Annotated in this window: 18 protein-coding genes; 4 read left to right on the top strand and 14 right to left on the bottom strand. The window is 65.7% G+C overall.

The genetic code is table 11. The features are described from left to right. Positions 1-167: 167 nt before the first annotated feature. The 3 genes from E0702_RS05940 (at position 168) to E0702_RS05950 (ending at position 4,737) form a co-directional block, all read left to right on the top strand. Positions 168-3,284: a DUF3427 domain-containing protein gene (locus E0702_RS05940; RefSeq protein ID WP_132042058.1), complete on the top strand. Its 3,117-nt coding sequence runs from the start codon at positions 168-170 to the stop codon at positions 3,282-3,284. Between the two features lie 102 nt (positions 3,285-3,386). Next, positions 3,387-3,974 (top strand): peroxidase-related enzyme, encoded by a 588-nt coding sequence (locus E0702_RS05945; protein WP_132042059.1) that lies wholly within the window; start codon positions 3,387-3,389, stop codon positions 3,972-3,974. A gap of 106 nt (positions 3,975-4,080) precedes the next feature. Continuing rightward, on the top strand, positions 4,081-4,737 hold the full coding sequence (locus tag E0702_RS05950) for a DsbA family oxidoreductase (protein ID WP_132042060.1): 657 nt from the start codon (positions 4,081-4,083) through the stop codon (positions 4,735-4,737). 168 nt (positions 4,738-4,905) lie between these two features. Here the strand turns inward: E0702_RS05950 and E0702_RS05955 are convergent, their stop codons facing one another. The 8 genes from E0702_RS05955 to E0702_RS05990 all read right to left on the bottom strand — a co-directional run bounded on the left by E0702_RS05955 (position 4,906) and on the right by E0702_RS05990 (position 12,593). Next, positions 4,906-6,204, bottom strand: a complete 1,299-nt coding sequence (locus tag E0702_RS05955) for a TRAP transporter large permease (RefSeq protein ID WP_132042061.1) — start codon at positions 6,202-6,204, stop codon at positions 4,906-4,908. Then, a complete protein-coding gene (locus tag E0702_RS05960) occupies positions 6,201-6,713 on the bottom strand; it encodes a TRAP transporter small permease (protein WP_132042062.1) in 513 nt (170 codons plus the stop codon). The genes E0702_RS05955 and E0702_RS05960 overlap by 4 nt, the downstream gene beginning before the upstream one ends. 61 nt (positions 6,714-6,774) lie before the next feature. Next, positions 6,775-7,764 carry a TRAP transporter substrate-binding protein gene (locus E0702_RS05965; RefSeq protein ID WP_132042063.1) on the bottom strand — a complete coding sequence of 330 codons (990 nt, stop codon included), beginning with the start codon at positions 7,762-7,764 and terminating at the stop codon, positions 6,775-6,777. A 65-nt stretch (positions 7,765-7,829) separates the two neighbouring features. Beyond that, positions 7,830-8,408 (bottom strand): peroxidase-related enzyme, encoded by a 579-nt coding sequence (locus E0702_RS05970; RefSeq protein WP_132042064.1) that lies wholly within the window; start codon positions 8,406-8,408, stop codon positions 7,830-7,832. Continuing rightward, the gene (locus E0702_RS05975; protein WP_132042065.1) at positions 8,405-8,935 is read right to left on the bottom strand and encodes a CMD domain-containing protein; all 531 of its coding nucleotides are present in this window, start codon (positions 8,933-8,935) and stop codon (positions 8,405-8,407) included. The genes E0702_RS05970 and E0702_RS05975 overlap by 4 nt, the downstream gene beginning before the upstream one ends. 91 nt (positions 8,936-9,026) lie before the next feature. Beyond that, positions 9,027-10,481, bottom strand: coding sequence for an NAD(P)-binding domain-containing protein (locus E0702_RS05980; protein ID WP_132042066.1), 1,455 nt, complete (start codon positions 10,479-10,481; stop codon positions 9,027-9,029). Further along, a complete protein-coding gene (locus E0702_RS05985; RefSeq protein WP_165927491.1) occupies positions 10,478-12,196 on the bottom strand; it encodes an aminotransferase class V-fold PLP-dependent enzyme in 1,719 nt (572 codons plus the stop codon). The genes E0702_RS05980 and E0702_RS05985 overlap by 4 nt, the downstream gene beginning before the upstream one ends. Beyond that, complete coding sequence (locus tag E0702_RS05990) at positions 12,126-12,593, bottom strand: Lrp/AsnC family transcriptional regulator (protein WP_202597180.1); 468 nt, start codon at positions 12,591-12,593, stop codon at positions 12,126-12,128. Before E0702_RS05990 ends, E0702_RS05985 begins: the two co-directional genes overlap by 71 nt. A 158-nt stretch (positions 12,594-12,751) precedes the next feature. Between E0702_RS05990 and ilvD the strand changes: the two genes are divergently transcribed. Further along, on the top strand, positions 12,752-14,437 hold the full coding sequence (gene ilvD / locus E0702_RS05995) for a dihydroxy-acid dehydratase (RefSeq protein ID WP_132042067.1): 1,686 nt from the start codon (positions 12,752-12,754) through the stop codon (positions 14,435-14,437). A gap of 12 nt (positions 14,438-14,449) precedes the next feature. On the opposite strand, the gene E0702_RS06000 is transcribed toward ilvD, so the two are convergent. The 6 genes from E0702_RS06000 to dsrO all read right to left on the bottom strand — a co-directional run bounded on the left by E0702_RS06000 (position 14,450) and on the right by dsrO (position 22,621). Beyond that, positions 14,450-15,937 (bottom strand): PhnE/PtxC family ABC transporter permease, encoded by a 1,488-nt coding sequence (locus E0702_RS06000; protein WP_132042068.1) that lies wholly within the window; start codon positions 15,935-15,937, stop codon positions 14,450-14,452. Positions 15,938-15,939: 2 nt separating this feature from the next. Beyond that, entirely contained in the window at positions 15,940-16,593 is a 654-nt protein-coding gene (locus tag E0702_RS06005) for an ATP-binding cassette domain-containing protein (RefSeq protein WP_132042069.1), read from the bottom strand. After that, the gene (locus tag E0702_RS06010) at positions 16,593-17,459 is read right to left on the bottom strand and encodes a putative selenate ABC transporter substrate-binding protein (protein WP_132042070.1); all 867 of its coding nucleotides are present in this window, start codon (positions 17,457-17,459) and stop codon (positions 16,593-16,595) included. The genes E0702_RS06005 and E0702_RS06010 overlap by 1 nt, the downstream gene beginning before the upstream one ends. A gap of 135 nt (positions 17,460-17,594) precedes the next feature. Further along, positions 17,595-20,687 (bottom strand): molybdopterin dinucleotide binding domain-containing protein, encoded by a 3,093-nt coding sequence (locus E0702_RS06015; protein WP_132042071.1) that lies wholly within the window; start codon positions 20,685-20,687, stop codon positions 17,595-17,597. Next, the gene (nrfD, locus tag E0702_RS06020; RefSeq protein ID WP_132042072.1) at positions 20,680-21,861 is read right to left on the bottom strand and encodes an NrfD/PsrC family molybdoenzyme membrane anchor subunit; all 1,182 of its coding nucleotides are present in this window, start codon (positions 21,859-21,861) and stop codon (positions 20,680-20,682) included. The genes E0702_RS06015 and nrfD overlap by 8 nt, the downstream gene beginning before the upstream one ends. Beyond that, positions 21,845-22,621, bottom strand: coding sequence for a sulfate reduction electron transfer complex DsrMKJOP subunit DsrO (dsrO, locus tag E0702_RS06025; protein ID WP_132042073.1), 777 nt, complete (start codon positions 22,619-22,621; stop codon positions 21,845-21,847). The genes nrfD and dsrO overlap by 17 nt, the downstream gene beginning before the upstream one ends. Between the last annotated feature and the right edge of the window lie 163 nt (positions 22,622-22,784).

Genomic DNA, 22,784 nt, shown 5'->3' on the forward strand with positions numbered 1-22,784 from the left:
TTCGGCGCAGTGAACGGCGGCCCCGTCTCGAAAGAGGCGGGGCCGCTTGCGTTCAAAGTAGACGCTGGCAGCGAACCCAGTAAGTGGCCCGGCTCGGGCTCGCAGTGAGGGTGGACCCTATAGCTGCTACCCTGGGTAGCCGTCGACAGGGCAGGGAGAGGAACACCATGGAACGGTTACCGGAAGGTCTCTATGAGCGGCTTCTCGATGAAGAGCTAAGGGAACAGTTGGACGCCCAGCCTGATCTCAAGCCAGTGTTGCGGAAACTCGATGATGAGACGGCTCCCCACGCCTACGCTCAGTTCCTCGGCCGGCTGCTTCAGCAAGCCTTGCGAATCGTCGATGACGACCATCGCCTTCCACTTGTTAATCGCCTTATCGAGCTGATATCGGCCACCGATGGTCTCGACTATCTGGCGCGAAAGAAACTGCTGGAGACGGATAAGCCGGTGCTTGGCGAGCTGGTGCAGGGAGCCCAGCGTCTGCCCCGACCGGCTACGCCATTAGCGACCAGCGCTCTGTTGACCGGGCTGGGTCATGATCCGCCCTTGGAGCACGAGCTTCGCGCCGAAATGGCCACGGCCGATGGCGTCGATATCCTGGTGTCATTTATCAAGTGGTCAGGGTTAAGGCTGTTGATGCCCGCCTTCGAGCACTTGGCCGATCGAAATATACCGGTTCGCCTGATTTCCACCAGCTATATGGGGGCCAGTGACCCGACGGCGCTGGAGTGGCTGACCCAGCAGTCCAATGTCACCGTGCGTGTCTCATACGATACCGGTGGCACGCGACTTCACGCCAAGGCCTATCACTTCCGGCGTGCCAGCGGCTTCTCCACCGCCTATATCGGTTCCGCGAACATGTCTCACTCGGCGATGACCCAGGGGCTTGAGTGGACCGTCAAGGTTACCGCCCAGGACATGCCGCATATTCTTGAGCGCTTCGAGGCGGAGTTTGCCGCCTATTGGGAGAGCGACGAGTTCGAAGCCTATACCCCAGCTGATTTCCTGCGGTTTCGGCGTGCGATCGCGGCCCATAAAGAACGCGCGCAGAGAGGGGCAACGTTCTTTGCCGATATCACACCACGGCCTTTTCAGCTCAGAATTCTTGAGGCGATCGATGCCGCACGCCAGCGCGGCTCGTATCGTAATCTGGTGGTCGCGGCCACCGGTACCGGCAAGACGGTGATATCGGCGCTGGATTACCGGCGGATCTGCGAGCGAGAGGGGCGTCAGGTGCCTCTGCTATTTGTTGCCCATCGCAAGGAGATCCTGGAGCAGGCTCAGTCTTGTTACCGCACCGTGCTTCGCGACCAGAACTTCGGTGAGCTCTGGGTCGGTGGGTACGTGCCGACGGAACATCGTCATTTATTTGCCTCGGTTCAAATGCTGAACAGACAGCGGCCATGGGCATCATTGGGGGCCGACCACTTCCACTATGTGGTGATCGACGAGGCCCATCATGAGACCGCCAGCAGCTATCGGGCACTCCTCGAGGAGCTTGAGCCGGCCGTGCTGCTTGGGTTGACGGCCACGCCCGAGCGAATGGATGGAAGCAGCATCCTGCCGGACTTCGATGGCGATTTTGCTGCGGAGATTCGACTCCCCGAGGCCCTCGAAGAGAAACTGCTGTGCCCCTTTCACTACTTCGGGGTCAGCGATAGCGTCGATCTCAGCGATGACAGCCTGTGGCGTAACGGCCGATATGATGCTCGTCAGCTGGAAAATCTGCTTACCGGAGACGACTTCCGAGCCAAGCAGCGGGTGGATACGGTTGTGCAGGCTTTGGAGCGTTATCAGCCCGACCTGCACAGTGTGCGCGCCGTAGGGTTCTGTGCCGGGGTACGCCACGCCGAGTATATGGCGGAGTGCTTCAATCGGCTGGGCGAGGCGTACCGTGCCGCCGTGATTGTTGGTGACACGCCGACCGAGCTGCGCGCCGAGCGGCTGCGCGAGTTCCGCGAGGGAAAACTCCCCTTTCTCTTCACCGTCGATGTACTGAGTGAAGGGGTCGATGTTCCCGATATCAACCTAGTGATGTTCTTGCGTCCTACCGAGAGTCTGACGGTGTTTCTGCAGCAGCTGGGTCGTGGTCTTCGCCATGCGCCAGGTAAAGAGTGCCTCACCGTCCTGGACTTCGTTGGACAAACCCATCGTCGCTACCGACTGGATACTCGGTTTACGGCCTTGCTAACCGGGCGGCGCCAACGCCTGGATCGAGAGGTGGAAGCCGACTTTCCCAGCCTACCGCCCGGCTGTAGCATCCAACTCGAGCGGGTAGCGCGAGAGCGGGTGCTTGGCAAAATCCGCTCGGTACTGGCCGACCTCAACCATTATATTCCCGAGACTCTGCGTACCTGGTCGGAAGAGGTGGGGCAGCCGCTCACCTTCGGACGCTTCCTGGAGGCAACCGGGCTGACGCCTGTCCAGGTGCTGTCACGCCGTAGCTGGTCCGAGTGGAAGGCGTTGGCGGAGCGGCGAGCGATGCCCGAGGACCCTGATCTCGATCAGGCGCGCAAGTCGCTGCCGCGTATCGCACTGCGTAGCGACCCCGAACTGCTCACGGCCATCGAAACCCTGGGGCAACCCGAGGGCGTCGAGGAGGCGCTGGGGCGCTACGACACCGCGCAACAGACGGCGTTGCACTACCTGCTGTGGGGAAGGAAGGGCGGTCTGGTGGGCGTCGACACTCTCGAGCAGTCGCTGCACAAGTGGCGTGATAACCCCAGTGTGGCGGCAGATGCCGCCGAAGTGGCTGCCTGGCGTCGCGGCCACCAGCAGGTGCCGCTGCGTCCCCTTAATGACCTTCCGTTCGACTGTGGGCTGCTATTGCATGGCGCCTACGGGATGGCAGAAATCAAGGCAGCACTTGGCCTAGCAAGCTTGGAGAAGCCGGGCTCGACAGGCGTGGGGGTGATCCATGCTAAGGAGATTCGCGCCTATATCCACCTGGTGACCTTCCAGAAAGATGACAGCGATTTTTCCCCCACGACGCGTTATCGCGACTACCCCATCAGCCGTACGCTACTTCACTGGGAGAGCCAGTCGAACACCACGCAGCTTAGTTCTACGGGGCAGAACTACCTTCATTTTCAAGAGCGTGGCTATACCATTCTCTTCTTCGCACGCTTGACCAAGCGAATCGAGGGCGAGACGGCACCCTTTATCTTCCTGGGGCCAGCTAAGGCATTGACGAGCCTTCAGGGGGACCGGCCCATCGCCATGACCTGGGAGTTGGCCCACCCCATGCCGGCCGGGATGTTCGAGGAGGCGAGGCCGGCATAGCCGAGGCCTCGACAAACCGCATGCGACTTTGGCAGGCGTGTTGACGTTAACGTAAGCTGATATCGTGAGCGAGGCGACAACAACCACAAACCAGGACTCACCATGACCAGTTCAATCAGCCGCTTCCCCGTACCGGAATCGATCCACGACCTTCCCGACGATATCCGCGACGCCATCCTGGCGGTGCAGGAGAAGGCCGGCTTCGTGCCCAATGTCTTCCTGATGCTGGCGCACCGCCCGGCCGAGTTCCGCGCCTTCTTCGCCTACCATGACGCCCTGATGGAGCGTGAGTCCGATACGCTGACCAAGGCGGAGAAGGAGATGATCGTGGTGGCCACCAGCGCCCGCAATCGTTGTCTCTACTGTGTGGTGGCCCACGGCGCCCTGGTGCGGATCTACAGCAAGGACCCGTTGCTGGCGGACCAGGTGGCGATCAACCATCGCACCGCGCCGATCAGCGAGCGGCATCGCACCATGCTCGACTTCGCGATGTACTGCAGCCTGGAGGTGGGGGAACTTACCGAGGAGTGGGAGACTCGCCTTGAGTCGGCCGGCTTCACGCGTGACGACATCTGGGATATCGGCGCCGTCGCCGCCTTCTTCGGCCTCTCCAACCGCCTGGTCACCCTGACCGGCACGCCACCCAACGAGGAGTTCTACCTGATGGGGCGGGTACCGCGGGAGAAGTAGGCCGCGAACTCCAATAATTGATTGGCGCGATCTATAGGCTGGTAGGCTAATCGTCGAAAAGGGTCATATACCGGGCGAACAATCAGTTATTGGAGGTGTAACGGTCATGAAGAAGATCGATATAGATATTGTTTCGGATATAGCCTGCCCCTGGTGTGCCATCGGCTATGCTCGCCTGGAGCTGGCCATGCAGCGGCTGGCGGCAGAGTTCTCGTTCACGATCCGCTGGCACGCCTTCGAGCTGAATCCTGAGCAGAGCGGAGAGGGGGAGCCGATCCTGCCGGCGCTGGCGCGCAAGTATGGGCGCAGCGAGGAGGAGATGCGCGCGTCTCAGGGGCAGATGATGACCATCGCGGAGGAGCTCGGCATCAACTTCGCGAAGCTCCAGGAGCGGCGCACCTGCAACACCTTCGATGCCCACCGGCTGGTGAAGTGGGCCGGTGAACAGGGCGAGGCCACCGCCATGAAGCGGGCGCTGTTCGAGGCCTATTTCGGCAGGGCGGAAGATGTCTCGGACCCCGATGTACTTGTCAGCTGCGTTGAGGCCGCGGGGCTGGCCCCGGAAGGCGCCCGGGAAGTGCTTGCGTCGGGCCAGTACGCCGATGCCGTGCGCGAGGATGAGGCCCGCTATCAACAGGCCGGTGTCTCGTCCGTGCCGGCCTACATTATCAACGAGAAGTACCTGATTGCGGGGGCTCAGGAGCCCGACACGCTGGTGAGTGCGCTGCAGGAGATCGCCGCGGAGTCGCCATGGTCGCGATAGTCGGCAGCGTGCGGTTATTGCACTGACGCGGCCCTGAGGACGGCCCTTGGCGTTATCCGGTCGGCACCGATAACCGGCCTGGTATCTGTAGCCCCCTGAAACCAACGACGCCCTGCCGGGGATAACCGGCAGGGCGTCGCTGGTGTCAGGGGTGCCGCAGGACGGGGGTCAGCGACCGCCGAACGCCTCGGGCATGATCGTCTGGGGCAGGATCAGGAACAGGTCCGGAATCAGGATGCCGGCCAGAATGATCAGCATCACCAGGCCGATCAGCGGCAGGATGGCGACGAAGGCCCTGGGGGTGGAGACCTCACCGATCTGGCTGGCGATCAGCAGGCAGATGCCGTAGGGCGGCGTCACCAGGCCCAGGGTCAGCGACAGGATCACGATCAGCGCCATATGGATCTGGTTGATGTCGGCGGCCACGCAGATGCTCTGAATGATCGGCAGGAAGATGATCACCGCGGTGACCGGGCTGAGCACGGTACCGATGATCAACATGAAGGCCATGATCATCAACATGATGCCGATGCGCGCGTCGGTGACCGAGAGGATGAAACGGGCCACCTCGTCGGCAATGCCGAGATAGGAGATCAGCCAGCCCATGATGCCGGCGGCGGCCACGGCGAACATCGGCAGCGAGTAGGCGATCACCGACTCGGCGAGGATGCCGGGCAGGGCGCGCAGGCGGATGGCGCGGTAGAACACCACCGCCAGCAACAGGCCCACCAGCACCGCCACCGAGGCCGCCTCGGTGGCGGTGAACACTCCGGCGGTGATGCCACCCAGCACCACGATGGGCAGGATCATCGGCGGGGCGGCCACCAGACCGGTGCGGGCGACCTGGCGCAGCGAGAACTCGCTCTCCGCCTGCAGGTTGAGCCGCCGGGCCACGCTGTAGGCGTAGCCCATCTGGGCCAGGCCGATCAGCAGCCCCGGTACCACGCCGCCCAGGAACAGCGCGCCTACCGAGACGTTGCCGAAGGCACCGTAGATTACCATCAGGATCGACGGGGGGATGATGCCGCCCAGCACCGAGGAGGCGGCGGTCAATGCCACCGCGAAGGGTGAGGGGTAGCCGGCCTTCTTCATGGCCGGGATGAGCACCGCGCCGACGCTGGCCGTGTCGGCGGCCGCCGAGCCGGAGAGGCTGGCGAACATCATCGACACCATGACGTTGATATGCCCCAGGCCGCCGCGGATATGGCCGACGGTGCTGTCGGCGAAGCGCAGCAGACGATCGGTGATGCCGCCGTCGTTCATCAGCCGGCCCAGCAGCAGGAAGAAGGGGACCGCCAGCAGCGGGAAGGAGTTGATGCTGGCGAACATCTGGTTGACCACCGAGGTCAGCGGAATATCGAGCTGCCAGATGGTGATGATGGAGGCCAGGCCGATGGCGAAGGCGATGGGGACGCTCAGCGCGATCAGCAGCAGGAAGCTGGCGATAAGCGTGACGATGGGACTCATGAGCAGGTGCTCTCCTCGGCTGCGGTGGACGTCGAGGCGGGTCGACCGATCAGGGCGCGAACATCCTCGTGGAGCACCTCGAGGGAGAACAGCGCCATGGCCACCCCGGCGATCGGCATCGCCATGAAGACGTAGGCCATGGGGGTGCCCAGCGATACCGAGCGGCGCCCCCAGCCCATGTCGGTGAGGATCTGACCGTGGACCACCAGCACATAGATCAGCGGCAGGCAGGCCAGGCCGCCGAACAGGCGCAGGGCCCGATTGGTGATCGCGAAGCGAGGGGGCAGCATCTCGATCACATAGTGGCTGCGCCGGCGTAGTGCCACCGCGGCGCCCAGGAAGACCGACCAGATGAAGCAGGCCATGGCCACCTCGTCGGACCAGGCCACCGAGATCTTCAGATAGTTGCGTGCCAGTACCTGATACAGAATGGTGGTGATGAAGACCGCGAACAGGGTCCCGCTCACCAGCAGGAACAGGGTTTCGATAAGGTTGTTGAGTCGCCGCATGTCGTGTTGCTCTCCCGAAACGACACGACCGCGGCGGCATGCCGCGGCCGTGTCGGCACTGTTACAGCTCGCGAATCAGTGTCAGCAGGTCGGACACGCCACGCTCGGCGGCATATTCGTCGTGCAGCGGCACGCTGGCATCGATGAAGGCCTGCTTGTCCACCTCGGTGACGGTCACGCCCTGCTCCTTCAGGGTATCGATCAGGGCGGCGTCGTACTCCACCCCCTTTTCGGTACCCAGCTCGCCGGCCCGCCGGGCGGCGGCCAGCACGATCGCCTGGTCCTCCTCGGAGAGGCGCGAGAAGCTGCGCTCACCGATGGAGAAGTGGCTCATCATCACCTGGTGTTCGGTCTTGGCGTGGTAGGGCGCCACCTCGTAGAGCCGGCTGGAGTAGAAGCCGCTGATGGTGCTCTCGAAGGCACCGATGACCCCGGTCTGCATGCCGGTGTAGATCTCGGTCCAGGGCAGCGAGGTGGTCAGCGCGCCCACCGCCTGCCACATCTTGGCGTCCAGCTGCGAGCCGGTGATGCGCATCTTGACGTCATCCAGGTCGGACGGCTCGGTGACCGGCCCGGTGTTGGTGCTCAGGTTGCGGGTGCCGCCGCCGGTCAGGGCCAGCAGCTTGAGGCCGGTACCGGTGCTCTCCATTTCCTCGGCAAAGTGGGCGAATACCGCCGAGTCGGGGTCGGTCGCCGCGCGGAAGGCGTCCATGTCGTCGAACAGGTAGTTGAGACTGAAGATCTCGAAGTCCTGCACGTAGGGGGCGATGTTCTGCACCCCGCCGATGATCATGTCGGTGGTGCCGATGCGGATCTCGTCGACCACGGTCTGGTCATTGCCCAGCTGGCCGCCGGGGAAGATGTCGACGGTGATGCGCTGGTCGGTCGCCTCCTCGACCTCGGCCTTGAAGGCCTCGGCGGCATCGACCCAGGGGTGAGGAGCGCTGACCACGGTGGCCAGGCGCAGCTTCTGGGCCAGGGCGGGGGAGGCGGCCAGCAGGGTGGCGGCGGAGAGCAGGGCAAGCTGGGTGAGGCGTGTTGTTATGGCCATCAGAGGGGCTCCATTGGTCGTCAGTGGGGAGTGCGCCGGCAGGCCGACGCGGGTGTTGTTGCTTCTCAGCGGGCGGCTACCGGCTCGCCCAGGGTGTGCATCAGGCGATTGGCCCAGCCAAACAGGGTGGTCGCCAGGGTCAGATCGAGAATCTCCAGCTCGTCGAGGCCGGCCTCGCGCAGGCTGGCGATGTCATCGGCGCCTACCTTCGGCGGGCATTCGGACAGGCCCACCGCGAAGCGCAGGATGGCCTGCTGGCGGGGGTCGAGCCGGGCCTTCTCGCCGTGGAAGAAGATCTCCTGCATCACGGCATCATCGCCAGTCAGCTGGTTGTAGCGCTGGGCGTGCACCGCGGCGCAGTAGATGCAGCGGTTCACGAACGAGGCGGCCACGGCACCCAGCTCGCGCTCGGCACGAGACAGGCCGTCGGGGTCATACATGATGCCGTTGAACAGCGCCGTGCGAATGCGCAGCGACTCGGGGTCGTGGGCCAGCACCAGCACATAGTCGGAGACCTTGGTATTCGACGGGGTCTCCTTCAGGGCCTCACGCTGGGCCGGGGTCGCGTTGTCGAGATCCACCGGGGTCAGGTGCGGACGCCACTGGGGCACACGGGTGGTGAACTTGCGGATCACACGGCTCATGTCGGCTCTCCCATCACGGCCAGCACCGCGGCCACGCGCAGCTGGTAGTTGACGAAGGCGACCAGGCCCGCCAGGCGCACGATATCGCTCTCGGCGATGCCGGCCTGCTGCAGGCGCTGGATATCCTCGGGGCTGGCATCGCGGGGCGACTCGGTGACGAGGTCCACATAGGCGACGATGGCCGTGAGCCGAGCGTCCTCCGCCGGAGGCTGGGCGCCTGGCGTGGACAGCGCGGCCAGCTCGTCAGCGGCGTCCTTTTCGGCGAGCAGGGCGGCGTAGTGCTCGGTCAGCCCGGCCTGCTGACAGACCCGTGCCATGCGGCAGGCCAGCACGGCGCGCTCGGCGTGGGACAACCCGCCCGGATCCTCGGGCAGCAGGGCGGCCTCGTAGGAGGCCTGGGTGCGACTCATCAGCGCCTGGCGCCGTGCCAGGGCGTCGCCCAGCGGGCCCTGGGCCGTCGCGACGCCGGCGGCCTGCTCGAGTACGTGCTGCGGGGTCGAGTCCGCGGCGTTAAAGGAAGAGGTCATGACGACTCCTTGTCGATAACGGGGCAATGATTCACTGGGGAAAGGCTCACTGGACAATCGTTCACGGGGCAGTGGTTCACCGAGCGCGGCGTCAGGGCAACGGTTCGGGCTGCCACTCGTCGCCGAGCAGCTCGGGGGTGTCGTAGGCCTGCAGGGTCTGCCAATGGGTCTCGATATCCTCCCGATAGAGCTGGGCGGCGATGGCGCTGGCCAGCCAGCTGGCGCCCTCGCTGATGCCGGGGATATCACCGCTCACCTTGCCCATGCTCAGCGAGGCGCCGTAGTTGAAGCAGTGAATGTTCTTGAGCCAGGGAGCCGTGCCGGGTTCGCGTTCCTGGAAGGCGAAGTCGCGACCCACGTAGGGGAAGTTGCCCAGTTCGGCGTGCTCGAGTTCCGCGGGCGGACGGTAGCGATCCTTCCACAGCAGGATGCGATCGGCATAGCCGGCCAGCTCGGTGCGCGCCATGGGGTCGATCTCGAAACCGGTACCCAGGATCAGGAAGTCGCAGCGCAGCGCCTTGCCCTGGGAGGTCTCGATGACGATCTCGTCGCCCTCCATGCGCGTGGCGGTGACGCCGGCATTGAAGTGGAAGTGGGCATTGGGGTGGCGGCTGACGCGCAGGGTCGAGCCGCGGGGCGGCGGCGTCTGGGTGACGAAGGAGTAGTGCATGAAGCGCCAGCGCCACGCGTCGGGCAGGTCGGCGTAGCCATGGGTGAAGCCGAACGAGCCGATGCCCATCATCTTGTTGACGGTCGGCATCGCCGGCCGGCGAATCAGATGGCGGACCTCCCGGGCACCGTGCTCGAGCGCCTCGGCGGCGTTGTCCACCGCCGAGGCGCCGACGCCGACCACCACCACTCGCTTGTCGGCCAGGGTGGCGAAGTCGATCTCGTCGGCGGAGTGGGCCCAGACGTGGCGTGGCAGCGGGTCGACGAAGGTCGGGATCTTGGGGCCGCCGGTGCCTTCCCGGCCGGTTGCCATGATCAGCTTGCGGGTGAGCAGTGGCTCGTCGGGGGCGTTGCGGCCGGAGAGCTCCAGCTGCAGCAGGTCGCCCTCGGGACGCACATGCTCCACCGTTACCTCGTTGTCGATGGGTAGGTCGAGTACCTGGCGATACCAGCGCAGATAGTCCATCCACATCGGGCGCGGGATCTTGTCCAGCGTCTCCCAGGCGTCGCTGCCGAACTGCGCCTCGTACCAGGCACGAAACGTCAACGAACCCATGCCGTAGCTGGGGCCGGGCAGCGTCTTGGGGGAGCGCAGCGTCTCCATGCGTGCATAGTCCAGCCAGGGCCCTTCATGGCCCGCGGGACTGCGATCAAGGATGCGAATGTTGCGGATGCCGCCGGAGAGCAGGGCAAAGGCGGCCACCATGCCGCACTGCCCGCCACCGATGATCACCACATCGTGGACGTGCCTGCCACTGGCGGTGTGCCGGGAGGGCACCCAGTTGGCGGCGGGCAGGTTGAGACACGCCAGGTCGTGGCGTACCCGGGCATTGAGCTGGTCGAGGCCGGCGGTGGCGAAGGACGGCGTCTGGGTCATGGGATCATCTCGTCTTGGGCGGAAGCGGCCTCGTTGGACTCGTGCGGCCACCAGAACCAGCGCAGCGCTTCCTCTTCGGCGCAGGGGCTCGTTGGCGGCTCGATGACTGACGTGCGGGCGTGCTCGACCAGCGCCCGGGCCTGTGCGAAGCACTCGGCGAAGTCCGGCGGAGTCGTTTCAGGGTGGGGGGCAACGGGGCTCAACAGAGCGCTCAGCGAGGGCGTTTCGCCTGGCACCTGTGCCTGGCGAGCACGCCAGGTACCACTCTGCACGTCGACACGATAGAGCCGCATCAGCACGGCGGCATGACGGGCGATAAATTCGACCGCGTCGATAATATAGCAAGCCGTCTCACTGTTAAAGAAGTAATTAAAACCGAGCCTTACCCAGCCTGGACGGAATAAGCTTTTTCCCTTATGGACTAATTCGGCATGCTGCCGGGCCTGGGTGTCGTCGATGTTCAGCAGGGCGTGAGCATAGGGGCCGGCGCAGGAGCAGCCACCGCGAGCCTGGATACCGAACAGGTCGTTGAGCAGTGCCACCACCAGATTGTGGTGCAGCATCCGCGGCCCGGCCGAGAGGTTGAATGAGAGGATGCCCAGACGCGGCGTGTGCTGGGGCCCCAGGAGGTGCAGGTTGTCGAGCCTCGACCAGCGCTCCATGGCCTGTCGGGTCAGTGCCGTCTCGAGCTCGGCGATGTGTGTAGCACCCACCTGCTGCTTGAGCGTGAAGACCAGTCCGGTGCGGATATTTTCGACGATGCCAGGGGTGCCCCCCTCCTCGCGTCGCTCGGGGTCGCTGACGTAGTGATGTTCGCCTTCGGTCACATAGGAGACGGTGCCGCCGCCGGCCACGCCGGGCACGGTGTTGCGGCACAGGGCACGATCGATGACCAGCACTCCGGAGGTGCCGGGGCCGCCGATGAACTTGTGGGGCGACAGGAAGATGGCATCGAGATGATCGTTGGCGCCGGGGGCACTCTGTGCCATGTCGATCGGCACATAGGGGCCCGCGGCGGCATAGTCACAGGCCAGGATGCCGCCGTGGCGGTGGACCAGCGCGGCCAGTTGGCGTACGTCGGCCAGCACGCCGGTGACGTTGGAGGCCGCGGAGAAGGCCGCCACCTTCAGAGGCCGCTCGGCATGGGCCTGCAGCGCGTGCTCCAGTGCGGCCAGGTCGGGCAGGCCGTCGGCATCCAGGGGGATGCGTACCAGGTCGGCATCCGCCTCGCGCCAGGCCAGATCGTTGGAGTGGTGCTCGAAGGGGCCGATGAAGATCACCGGGCGTGCCGCCTTGGCAGGCCGGTGCAGGCCAGGGAGGTCGAGAATGCGCGAGAAGCGGTCGATGGCCGCGGTGGCGCCGGCACCGGCGAAGATGACCGCATGCTCTGGGCCGGCCCCCACTCCCTCGCGCACGGCCTGGCGGGCCGCCTCGCGCAGCCGGGTGGTGCGCATGCCGGTGTAGGAGGTCTCGGTATGGGTGTTGCCGTAGTCGGGTAGCACCGTCTCCTGAATTACCCGCTCGATCATGTGCAGGGCACGGCCCGAGGCGGTGTAGTCGGTGTAGACCAGCGGGCGCAGCCCGAAGGGGCCGGGAATGGCTCGCCCCTCGCCGATGATGTCGTTGCGAATGCGCTCGACCCACTCACTGGCCCGAGGGGAGAGGGAGGGCGTGGGTGCGCTTGACGTGTTCCATGGAGAAACAGGATGTGACATTGCTCAGCTCGATTCTTGAAATGAGTCGCTTGTAGAAGGCATCGAAGGACTGGTTGTCACGGGTGATGACCTTTAGCAGGTAGTCGTACTCGCCGGCCAGGCGATTGACCTCGATGATCTCATCGAGCGCCTGGGTGGCCGCCTGAAAGCGGTCCAGCCAGGCCTGATTGTGCTTGTCGGTCTTGATCATCACGAACACGGTCAATCCGAGGTCCAGCTTCTCGGGGTTGAGTACCGCGACACGCCGTTCGATGAAGCCTTCCTTTTCCAGGCGCTGGATTCGCCGCCAGCAGGGGGTCGGCGACAGGCCGATGCGATCTGCGATTTTCGCAACGGATAAGCTAGCATCGCGCTGAAGTTGATCAAGTATTTTGGAGTCGAAGCTGTCAATTGGCATTTTTATTTCTCTTTTGTGCTGTTTGTGAGAGTTTTATTCCATCCAATGAGGGCCGTGACGTCAAGTGACGGTATTGCCGACACGTCGCCATGGACAGCCGCTGGCTTCACGGTCCACTCTAGTGAGCTGTCCAAGTTTGCATGCCCAGGAGGCCCGCCATGTCCGATAACCCCAAAGATCTTCGCCGCCACTCCGCCCAGGTGGTGGATGGCCCCGGCAAGGCGGCCAGCCGGGCCATGTTGCGGGCGGTCGGCTTTCAGGACGAGGACTTCGCGAAGCCCCAGGTGGGAGTCGCCTCGACCTGGAGCAACCTCACCCCCTGCAACAGCCATATCGACGAGCTGGCGCGTCACGCCAGCGACGGGGCGGACAGCGCCGGCGGCAAGGGGGTGATCTTCAACACCATCACCATCTCCGACGGCATCGCCAACGGTACCGAGGGCATGAAGTATTCGATGGTGTCGCGGGAGGTGATCGCCGACTCCATCGAGACGGTGGCCGGCTGCGAGGGCTTCGATGGCCTGGTGGCCATCGGTGGCTGCGACAAGAACATGCCCGGCTGTCTGATGGGCCTGGCGCGCCTCGATCGTCCCAGCGTGTTCGTCTACGGCGGTACCATCCAGCCCGGCAAGAACCACACCGATATCGTCTCGGTGTTCGAGGCCATGGGCGCTCACAGTCGTGGCGATATCGATCTGATCGAGCTCAAGCAGATCGAGGAGACCGCCATTCCCGGCCCCGGTTCCTGCGGCGGCATGTATACCGCCAACACCATGGCATCGGCCATCGAGGCGCTGGGCATGAGCCTGCCGGGCAGCTCGGCTCAGAACGCCGTCTCCAACGACAAGCGCGAGGATTGCGAGGCGGCCGGTGCCGCGGTGCTCGAGCTGCTCGAGCGCGACCTCAAGCCCTCGGACATCATGACCCGCCAGGCCTTCGAGAACGCGATCAGCGTGGTGATCGCCCTGGGCGGTTCCACCAACGCGGTGCTGCACCTGATCGCCATGGCGCGCACCATCGGCGTCGAGCTGTCACTTGCCGACTTCACCGAGATCGGCAAGCGCGTGCCGGTGGTGGCCGACCTGCGCCCCAGTGGCCACTACATGATGAGCGAACTGGTGGCGATCGGTGGCATCCAGCCGCTGATGAAGATGCTGCTCGATGCCGGCCTGCTGCACGGCGATTGTCTGACGGTGACCGGCAGGACCCTGGCCGAGAACCTCGCCGATGTGACCCCCTACCCACAGGACCAGCAGATCATCGCGGCGCTGGATGCACCCATCAAGGCGGAGAGTCATCTGCGTATCCTGCACGGCAACCTGGCGCCGGAAGGGGCGGTGGCCAAGATCACCGGCAAGGAGGGCACGCGCTTCGCCGGCACGGCGCGGGTGTTCAACTCCGAGGAGGAGGCCCAGAAGGGCATCAACGATGGCAGCGTGGTGGCGGGCGACGTGGTGGTGATCCGCTACGAGGGGCCGCGAGGCGGCCCCGGCATGCGCGAGATGCTCACTCCCACCTCGGCGATCATGGGCCGGGGGCTCGGCAGCGAGGTGGCGCTGATCACCGACGGGCGCTTCTCCGGCGGCAGCCATGGCTTCGTGGTGGGCCATGTGACCCCCGAGGCGTTCGACGGTGGTCCCCTGGCCCTGGTGGAAGATGGCGACCGGATCACCATCGATGCCGAGGCCGACACCATCGACGTCGCCCTCACCGTCGAGGAGCTGGAGCGCCGCCGCGCCGCCTGGCAACAGCCGGCCCCGCGCTACACCCGTGGGGTGCTGGCCAAGTACGCCCGGCTGGTCAGCTCGGCGAGCACCGGGGCGCTGACCGACCTCCCTGAGTAGCGTCGGTCGGCGTCAGGGCTCGCAGCTGGCGGTATGCCGCAGGCGTAGCCGGTTGCGCAGGCGGCGAGCCAGGATATCCACACCGATATTGAGCAGGGCGGTGATCAGGATCAGGATCATCGCCCGGTCGAAGCGGATCTCCTGGATGGCGCTGTCGACATGGAAGCCCAGGGTGGCGATGCCGAGGATGCCGAGGATGGCGGTCTCGCGCATGATGATCTCCCAGCGGTAGAACAGCAGGGCCAGGAAGGGCCCGTAGAGCCGCGGCGTCAGCTCGAAGGCGTAGCGCTCGATGCCGTGGGGAGCGTCGGCGCGCAGGGCGATCGCGTTGCTGCGCTGGCCCACCAGGTGGCCGATGATGCCGCCGTTGTGGATCGCCAGCGCCACCACCGCCGGCAGCATCGACGGGCCCCACAGCTGCAGCAGGATAAAGGCCAGCAGGTATTCCGGGGTCGAGCGCAGGACCACCAGCACGCCGTGACCCAGCGCACCGCGTATCCGGCCGCTGGCGTGGCGTCCCGTGAAGTGCTGCGAGACCAGCGGATAGAGCATGAGCGCCAGCAGCCCGGTCGCCACCAGGGCGATCTGGGTCAGCAGCAGGGTGTTCCAGATGCCCGGCAGCGCCTCGTCGACCAGCAGCTCGCCCAGCCAGGGAACGAGCCCGGCGACCCCGTCGCCCTGGCGCAGTGGCTCGGGAACGATGTCCTCGGTGAAGAAACGCGAGACGCTCTGCCAGCGAATCGGCAGGCCGTCGCCGAGCAGGAAGGGGGCGGCCAGCAGGTAGAGCGGCAGCAGGCGCGGTCGGACCCAGAGCCTGAGGGTGCCGATCAGCCCATAGAACAGCAGCAGCAGCGCACCCACCGTGGTGTAGTGCCCCTGGGCGAACGAGGATTCGAGGTAGAAACCCAGGGTGGGCATGCCCACGAAGCCCAGCACGGCGCTTGAGCGCAGGCCGCACTCCAGCCGGTAGGCGGTGTAGGTCACCAGGTGGGGCAGTGCCTGGCTGAAACGGGTGTAGAGGAGAGCCGAGACCATGCCGCTGCCGTGGGGAATCACCTTCGACGGCTGGGGGTCGCTCTCGTCGAGAATCTCGGCATACACCTTGGCGAAGATGCCGGCATAGGGGATGGCGATGGCGAGCACCCCGGCCAGTGGGTGCAGGCCGAAGAACTGCAGGAAGATCAGCGCCCAGAACAGCTCGTGAATGGCGCGGACAAAGGCGCAGGTGGTACGTACCGCGCGATGCTGAAACAGCAGCGCCAGCAGCAGGCCTGCCGCGGCGCCTGCCCCCACTCCGACGAAGGCGAAGGCCAGGGTGCGCACGACCGCCGTGCCGAGAAAGTCCACCGCCGTGAAGTCCGGATGGATCAGCCCTCGCATCAGGCGGCCCAGCTCCGCCCAGGGGTCGTGGGCGCTGATCTGGAGGTCGGCCAGGGCGAGGCAGGCGATGGCCAGTACCACCAGAGTCAGGCTGGTGCGTACGGTTTTCGATTGCCACATGGTCAGTAGATTACCAGCAGATCCTGAGCCTTGAGTCGGTGGCTGGCCTCGTCCAGGGCGATCCTGCCATCGGCAATGCCCACCACGCGGTCGGTAAAGCGCAGGGCCAGCTCCACGTCGTGCAGGGCCATCACCGAGGTGGGGTAGGCCTCGCCCAGGGCGGTCAGCACCCGCTCGGCCAGCGGGCCGTCGAGCGCCGATATCGGCTCGTCGGCCAGCAGCAGATCGCCCCGCTGGTGGATCGCGCGGGCGGCCGCGACACGCTGGCTCTGGCCGCCGGACAGCTCGCCGGCCGCGGCCCAGCACTTGTCGGCGATATCGAAGCGTTCGAGCAATGGCATGATGGCGTCGATATCACGGCGGAAGGGGCGCGCCAGGGTGACCAGGTTGTACCAGGTGGGATGCCGGGCGAGCCCGCCCATATAGACGTTGTGGAACACGCTCAGCGAGGGCACCAGGCCCAGCTGCTGGGGCATCAGGGCGGCACCGTGATGGCGCCAGCGCTGCTGCATGACGCCGAGCAGCGTCGACTTGCCGGCGCCGCTCCTGCCCACCAGGGCGACGCGTTCGCCGCGGGCAAGCGTCAGATCGAGCGGGCCGATCACGCGCTCCCCGCCGTAATCGGCCACTACATCCGCAAGAGCCAGCGAGGTCATCAATCGAGGATATCGAGCTGCTGGCCGACCTGACGGATGATCTCGTAGTCGTCATTGTCCACCGGGATAAAGCCGGAGCGCGGGAAGCTCTCCAGCAGGGCGGGATCCTCCATGCCGAGCAGCGCCTGCTGGACGCGGTCGGCGAAGCCCTCGCCGAAGCGCTCGTCGACGTCGCCACGGATCGTCCACTGGTAGTCGGGATAGGCCGGGGTCTTCCATACCACCCTGACGCTGTCGGTATCGATATTGCCGGCGTCGAGCTCGTTCTCCCACACGGTGTAGTTGAGGGCCCCCAGCTGGTAGGCGCCGGAGGCGACCAGCGAGGCGGTGCGGCTGTGGTTGCCGCTGAAGCCGACGCGGGAGAAGAGCTCCTCCGGGGCCTCGCCGAAGGCCTCGCGCAGGTAGTGTTCGGGCATCAGGCGTCCGGAGGTGGAGCCCTTGGCGCCGAAGGTGAAGGTCATGTCGCGCATGGCCTCGACCAGCCCCGCGTCCTCTTCCAGGCCGGTGCTCTCGTGGGCGATGAAGTAGGTCCGGAACTCGGCGTCCTCGACGCCCTGGGCCAGGGCCCGGGAGCCGGGCACGCGCTCGCGGGCCTGGACCCCCGAGAGCCCGCCGAACCAGGCCAGCTGCACCTGGTCGTTGCGAAAGGCGGTGACCGCCGCGGCGTAGGACTTCACCGGCACGAAGCGTACCTCGACCTCGAGCTCGTCGGCGAGATAGTCGGCGACCTTCTGGAAGCGCTGTTGCAGGCGTGTCTCGTCCTCGTCGGGAATGGCGGTGAACACGAAGGGAGCGGCAGCGGCAACCGAAGTGGCAAGCAGTAGCGGCAGAGCCACGGGCAGCACGAGAGCGAGGCGTCGGAGCATGGGAGTGTCCTGGTCGGAAATGGTCCGTCGCCATGATACCGAAAAAACGCCGGGCGTCCGATGTCGGTGCGCCCGGCTATCGGGTCGAGTGCATGGGGCGGCGTTTCGATCTCGGGAAGGGTGAAGCGCCGTTCCTCAGGCCTCGATACGGGAAACCCGAATCGGCAGGCCCTGACGCACGGAGGCACCGCTGACGCCCTCGAGCCAGGTGCCGGCGACCTCGCGAGTCGGGTCGGCGAAGCCCAGGTCGTTGATGTTGACGCCGGCGCCGACCCACTCATTGCCGGAGAAGGCTTCACCGTCGATGAAGTGCTGGCTGGCGCCCAGCTCGGTGTGGCCGTAGCTGTGCTCGATGCCCAGGGCTCCCTTCATCACGCCGTCGCTGACCAGCGCGAGGGCGGTCAGGGTGCCGCCGGGACTTTCGATGCGCACCGTATCGCCATGCTGGATACCGTGACGAGCCGCGTCCTCGGTATGCAGCAGCACCGGGTTGTAGGGCTTGATCATGCGCAGGCGCTCCAGGCCGATGGCGTAGGAGTTCATGACGTTGGACTTGTAGGAGAACGCCAGCAGCGGCCACTCCTCCTCGGGGTAGACCTCGCGCATCAGGCGCCCGTCGGCCATCTCGGCCTTCTGGAAGCGGGGGGTGCCGGCCAGGCGCTTGCCGGTCTGGCTGTTGATGGCGGTACCCACCCTGGGGTTGTAGACACACAGCGGCCGTGACCAGGCGTGGCCAAGCTTCTTGTTACCCTTGTAGGCGGCGCTGTGCTCCTCGAAACGTCCGCCCCGGGCGTAGAGATAGGCCACCGGGCCGCGTTCGTTTTCCGGCAGGGTGCGCTCGAGCTTGCCGAGCAGCGGCTCGATGCCACCATGCCGAATATCGCTGTCGCTCGCCGCGGGCAGCGGTTCGCCCTGGTAGGCAATATTGGCCGCCGCGCGCAGGAAGAAGTCCTCGGCGCGGTTGAGCGGATACAGCTTGCCGTCGGCGCCGGGAATGGCTTCGTCGCCGAAACCGGGCAGTCCCAGCCGCTTGGCCGTGGCGATGAAGAAACTCTCCATGCTGACCGGCTCACCCTCCGCGGTCTTCTGCTGACGCGGCTCGACGATGGGCCAGCAGGCGGTGGTCATCCTGGTCAGGGTGCCGCTCCAGGCGCCGGTGAACCCCCATACCTCGTACATCACCGAATCCGGCACGATGTAGTCGGCATAGCGGTTGGTCTCGTTGATGAAACCGTCGATGGCCACGTAAAGCCCCAGGTTGCGAGGATCCTTGAGCTTTTCGCCGATGGTGCTCTCGAGACCGGCCTGACCGTAGAGGGGGTTGGCCATGCAGCCGATCACCGCCTTGATCCTGTAGGGGTAGCCATCCAGCGCCGAGGAAAGCTGCTCGGTGAGAATGGGCGGTGCCAGCGAGCGCCACGGTGCCTTGGCCGGATAGGGGTTCTCGCCGGCTGCCACCTTGCGCTTGTATTCCGAGGTGCTCTCGTAGGCAAAGCGGCTGCGCGACACGAACACGCCCCGGGGGCCGCGCTTGCCGGGAAAGTCCGACAGGTCATAGCGCGGGCCGCTGCCGGTGCCGTTGAACTTGCCACCGGCCAGGGCGGCGCCGCCCTGACGGTTGAAGCTGCCCGCCAGCAGATTGAGCATCATGATGCCGTAGGCGCCGTAGAAGCCGGTGGCATTCATCATGCCGCCGTGAGTGTCGACCACGGCGTCACGGCCGTAGGCGGCGAAGCGCTCGGCGATACGCTGAATGAGGCGGGCATCAATGCCGCAATGTTCGGCGTACTCCTCCAGAGTGTACTCGTTGGCCGCTTCGCGCAGCTTGGTCAGGCTGCTCTTGACCCGGAGAGTGCCATCCGGGCCCTCGATGTCACGCTCGACGAACAGCATCGCCCTCCGCACCTCGGCGCTGGGCTTGAGCTCGCCGTCGGCGTCCACCACCAGCAGGTCGTCGACATCGCTGTCGGCCTCGGCCCGGCCCAGGTCGGAGAGGCGCAGGAAGTGACCCTGGCGCGGATGGCCGTCGGTCTCGATCACCAGGTGAGTGGCGTTGGTATGGCCGCTCTCGTCGGCCGCTTCGGCGGCCTGAGGGCTGGGGATGGCCAGATAGTCGGCGGCGTAGGCCTCATGCTCGATCAGCCACTGGATCATGGCCATGGCGAAGGCGGTGTCACTGGCCGGGCGAATCGGCACCCAGCGGCTGCGCTCGCCGGCGGCATGTGATGCCGCCGCGTTGAGGCCCGGGTCGATGACGATATAGTCCAGGCTGCCGGTGGCGCGCGCCTCGGCCAGCAGCCGGCCCTGGCGCTTGAAGGGGTTGCCCGCCTGGCTGGGTGCGGTACCGATGAACAGGGCAAACCTGGCGTTGGTGTAGTCCGGCTTGACGTGGGCGTTCTTGGCCAGGTCGTCCATCAGTGCGCCGGAGCCCATGCGAAACGCCAGGCCGCAGTAGGAGCCGTGGTGGCCGTAGTTGCGGGTGCCGAAGGCGTTGAAGGCGAAGCGCTTGAGCAGCGCCGAGCGGCCGTAGTCGGTGGCCTCCATCATCAGCAGCTGATTGGCCCTGGGGCCGTATTCGGGGTTGTCCGGGTCGATCAGCTCGTCATGGCTGTGGATGGCACGCAGGCCGTCAACGTGGCCCTCACCGAACAGGTCACCCCCCTCGCAGACCTCCTCGATCAGGCGCTCGAAGGAGATACGCTCCCAACGTCGCTCGCCACGGCCGCCGACCCGCTTGAGGCAGTCGGTGACTCGGTGGGGGCTGGTCATCTGGGCAATCATGGCGTTGCCCCGGGCGCAGGCGGTCGAGCGTCCGGCCAGGCCCTGCTCCTGATAGGCGCTGACGCTCTTCAGCGCATCAACCACCGGGGTGTGCATCGGCAGGTGCGGGTCGGAGGAGAGCGGGTGATAGGGGTTGCCGATGGTACGCAGTACCTCGTCGCTCTCGTTGTCGATACGCACCCGCACGCCACACTTGGTAGTGCAGCCGTAGCAGACGGTGAAGGCGGTGCGCTGATCGGGGTTCAGCGTCAGTTCACCGCTTTCCAGGTCGACCCGATACTCCGGCGCCAGGGCGTTGCCGTAGATGTGATGATCCGGCTTCTCGCCGGCGCTGCCGGTCACCCCCTTGGCCATCTTGGCCAGCGGGCCGGAGTAGCCGGCGGCGAAGGTGGCCGCGCCGCCGGCGGCGACGGCACCCTTGAGCAGACGACGACGTGACTTATCCATGGCTGGGGGCTCCTTCAAATGATGCGGAGATGGAAGTGGCCTCGGGCGCGGTGGCGACAGGCTCTGTCTGCGGGTCGCTGGAGGCCTCGCGCCAGGGCACGAACAGATCGATCAGCAGTACGGCAGTCAGCCACAGGCCGAAGATGCCAATGATGCCGAGCAGGCCGTAGGAGCCGAAGGCGACGTGATAGTCGTGGAAGCCGGCGCTGTTGCGGGCCACGGTCTGGACGTTCATCAGCACCACCCAGCGGAACATCCAGGCGACGTGCAGGGCCAGCAGACCGAGAATCCAGCCCATGGCCTTGCGGCGCGCCGGTGTGCGGCGCATGACGAAGGCCAGGGTGGCCAGCAGTCCACCGGCGATGCCGCCTTCGATGGCGGTGCTGCGCCAGGCGGCGCTCTGGCTGACCGAATCGAGCGCGGCGGCCACCGAACCCGAGACGGCGTTGACGCCGTCGAGGAACCAGGTCAGGGCGATGAAGCCGGTGACCACGCAGGCGCCGACCAGGATGGCAAGCATCTGGCGGTTGGTGTCAGGATGACGGATGGATGTGATGCGGTTGAGCACCAGAATCAGGCCACAGCCACCGATCACGCCGGTGGCGACGAACATCGGCGGCAGCCAGTTGGTGTTCCACAGCGGACGCCCCTTGACGATGGCCACCTCGAATCCGGTGTAGAGCATGATACCCAGCGAGGCGACCAGTGCTCCTGCGCCGACGAGTGCGAGTACCGCACGCGGCGTCTGCCACTCGCCCCAGGCCAGCCATCCTGCCACGCGGGAGAACCAGCCATCGTTCTGGTGGCTGCGTGCCTTGAGGGCAGGACGCCAGGCCAGCCAGGCCAGCACCACCACGGCACCAAGATATATCGGCAGCAGGAAACTGCCGAGCGACATCCACGACCAGGGTGTCGGGTGGGCGTAGAAGTGCCAGAAGCGCAGCGGCTGGTGCAGATCGGCCAGCAGGGCAACGGGGGCCACCAGGGTGGTGGAGACACAGGCCAGCAGCGCGATGCGTGCGGTGGTCATCCATGCCTTCTTGCCCAGGATCAGCCCCGGGGCGGCCAGCCATAGCGTCGAGTAGGAGAGGGCAATCAGGAAGAAATACTGGACCGCCCAGGGATACCAGGCGATGCCGTAGCGCGGCACGACGACTTCAGTGACCAAACTCATAGCCCACCTCCTTGCCATCCATTCCCAGCACATCCCAGATGCCCGCCTCGGCCTGGGGGCGAGTGGTGAAGCGCTCGTCCATGCCCAGGTAGAAAACCTGCGGCAGGGTGTTCCTTTCCGGTTGCAGCACCATCAGCTCCTCGCGGTGCTTCTCGATCAGGCGGCTGATTTCGCTGTCGGGGTCTCGCATGTCGCCGATGATCCGCGCGCCGCCCACGCAGGACTCCACGCAGGCCGGCAGCAGGCCGGCTTCCAGGCGGTGGGCGCAGAAGGTGCACTTGTCGGCGGTCTGGGTCTGCTCGTTGATGAAGCGGGCGTCGTAGGGGCAGGCGTTGACGCAGTAGGCGCAACCGACGCAGCGGTCGCTGTCGACCACCACGATGCCGTCCTGGCGCTGGTAGGTGGCCTGCACCGGGCAGACCGGCACGCAGGGCGGGTTCTCGCAGTGGTTGCAGAGGCGGGGCAGCATGAAGGTCGCTACCTCTCCGCTGCCTTGCTCCTCCACTTCGAACTGCGACACCACGGTGCGGAAGTTGCCCAGTGGAGCGGCATTCTCGATATGGCACGACACGGTACAGGCCTGGCAGCCGATGCACTGGCGCAGATCAATCAGCATGCCGTAGCGCTTGGTGGGGTCGCCTTCGCGCCGCGGTGGCTGGTCGTTGATGCCGGCGTTGGCGACGCCTGCGAGCGGGATCAGGGCGGCCCCCGCACTCAAGCGGGCCAGTTGGCCGAGAAGGGTGCGGCGTATGGGGTCCATGGCGCCTCCGGTAGCTAGGTGGGGCGGGATCTTCCGCGCATGGAAAGGACAAGGCTGATACCGGAAGGCTACCCTCGGCGGAGGCGACCAGGCTTGATGTTGATCAAGATTTTGTTAGCAAGCTCTTAATGCTGGCTTAATGGTCACTCAAGGTGCTGATGTG

The organism is Halomonas marinisediminis (assembly GCF_004347715.1).
Lineage (GTDB): Bacteria > Pseudomonadota > Gammaproteobacteria > Pseudomonadales > Halomonadaceae > Halomonas > Halomonas icarae.

What these genes read in the sequence shown, in the direction of transcription:
- E0702_RS06015 (WP_132042071.1), bottom strand. Translation starts at nt 20,687, where the DNA reads ATGGATAAGTCACGTCGTCGTCTGCTCAAGGGTGCCGTCGCCGCCGGC.
- ilvD (WP_132042067.1), top strand. Translation starts at nt 12,752, where the DNA reads ATGTCCGATAACCCCAAAGATCTTCGCCGCCACTCCGCCCAGGTGGTG.
- E0702_RS05945 (WP_132042059.1), top strand. Translation starts at nt 3,387, where the DNA reads ATGACCAGTTCAATCAGCCGCTTCCCCGTACCGGAATCGATCCACGAC.
- E0702_RS05940 (WP_132042058.1), top strand. Translation starts at nt 168, where the DNA reads ATGGAACGGTTACCGGAAGGTCTCTATGAGCGGCTTCTCGATGAAGAG.
- dsrO (WP_132042073.1), bottom strand. Translation starts at nt 22,621, where the DNA reads ATGGACCCCATACGCCGCACCCTTCTCGGCCAACTGGCCCGCTTGAGT.
- E0702_RS05985 (WP_165927491.1), bottom strand. Translation starts at nt 12,196, where the DNA reads ATGTCACATCCTGTTTCTCCATGGAACACGTCAAGCGCACCCACGCCC.
- nrfD (WP_132042072.1), bottom strand. Translation starts at nt 21,861, where the DNA reads ATGAGTTTGGTCACTGAAGTCGTCGTGCCGCGCTACGGCATCGCCTGG.
- E0702_RS05950 (WP_132042060.1), top strand. Translation starts at nt 4,081, where the DNA reads ATGAAGAAGATCGATATAGATATTGTTTCGGATATAGCCTGCCCCTGG.
- E0702_RS05990 (WP_202597180.1), bottom strand. Translation starts at nt 12,593, where the DNA reads ATGCCAATTGACAGCTTCGACTCCAAAATACTTGATCAACTTCAGCGC.
- E0702_RS05960 (WP_132042062.1), bottom strand. Translation starts at nt 6,713, where the DNA reads ATGCGGCGACTCAACAACCTTATCGAAACCCTGTTCCTGCTGGTGAGC.
- E0702_RS06005 (WP_132042069.1), bottom strand. Translation starts at nt 16,593, where the DNA reads ATGACCTCGCTGGCTCTTGCGGATGTAGTGGCCGATTACGGCGGGGAG.
- E0702_RS05965 (WP_132042063.1), bottom strand. Translation starts at nt 7,764, where the DNA reads ATGGCCATAACAACACGCCTCACCCAGCTTGCCCTGCTCTCCGCCGCC.
- E0702_RS06000 (WP_132042068.1), bottom strand. Translation starts at nt 15,937, where the DNA reads ATGTGGCAATCGAAAACCGTACGCACCAGCCTGACTCTGGTGGTACTG.
- E0702_RS05980 (WP_132042066.1), bottom strand. Translation starts at nt 10,481, where the DNA reads ATGACCCAGACGCCGTCCTTCGCCACCGCCGGCCTCGACCAGCTCAAT.
- E0702_RS06010 (WP_132042070.1), bottom strand. Translation starts at nt 17,459, where the DNA reads ATGCTCCGACGCCTCGCTCTCGTGCTGCCCGTGGCTCTGCCGCTACTG.
- E0702_RS05970 (WP_132042064.1), bottom strand. Translation starts at nt 8,408, where the DNA reads ATGAGCCGTGTGATCCGCAAGTTCACCACCCGTGTGCCCCAGTGGCGT.
- E0702_RS05955 (WP_132042061.1), bottom strand. Translation starts at nt 6,204, where the DNA reads ATGAGTCCCATCGTCACGCTTATCGCCAGCTTCCTGCTGCTGATCGCG.
- E0702_RS05975 (WP_132042065.1), bottom strand. Translation starts at nt 8,935, where the DNA reads ATGACCTCTTCCTTTAACGCCGCGGACTCGACCCCGCAGCACGTACTC.